We start from the raw sequence: 264 nt of genomic DNA, 5'->3' as shown, positions 1-264 counted from the left end.
AGCAGAGTTGTCCATCGAAGATATGATGGGATTTGATCTGCGACCCAAAACCGAAGAGCCTGCGCCCGAGAAGAAGGTTAAGAAAAAGGTGAAACGACCCGCGCAGGACCTCGATGCTATCGAGGAAACACCTGCGCCTAAAAAGCGTGGTCGTCCGCCCCTTCCCAAAAACACGGAACAGACACTAAAAGGTCGTGACCGTGATCAGCCTGTAACTGACGTTGTTGTGGTGAAGCCCGAGCGCGATCCGCTTGAGGATAACGA

1 pseudogene is annotated in these 264 nt (G+C 53.0%); it reads left to right on the top strand.

Annotated features, from left to right (window positions below):
* Window positions 1-22: 22 nt before the first annotated feature.
* Window positions 23-264, top strand: a pseudogene (locus AC1RPU_RS08300) (hypothetical protein); the annotation flags it as partial.

This window comes from Dellaglioa sp. CoH-55-MRSF-7, from assembly GCF_056782235.1.
This window is presented reverse-complemented; position numbering and strand designations above follow the sequence as displayed.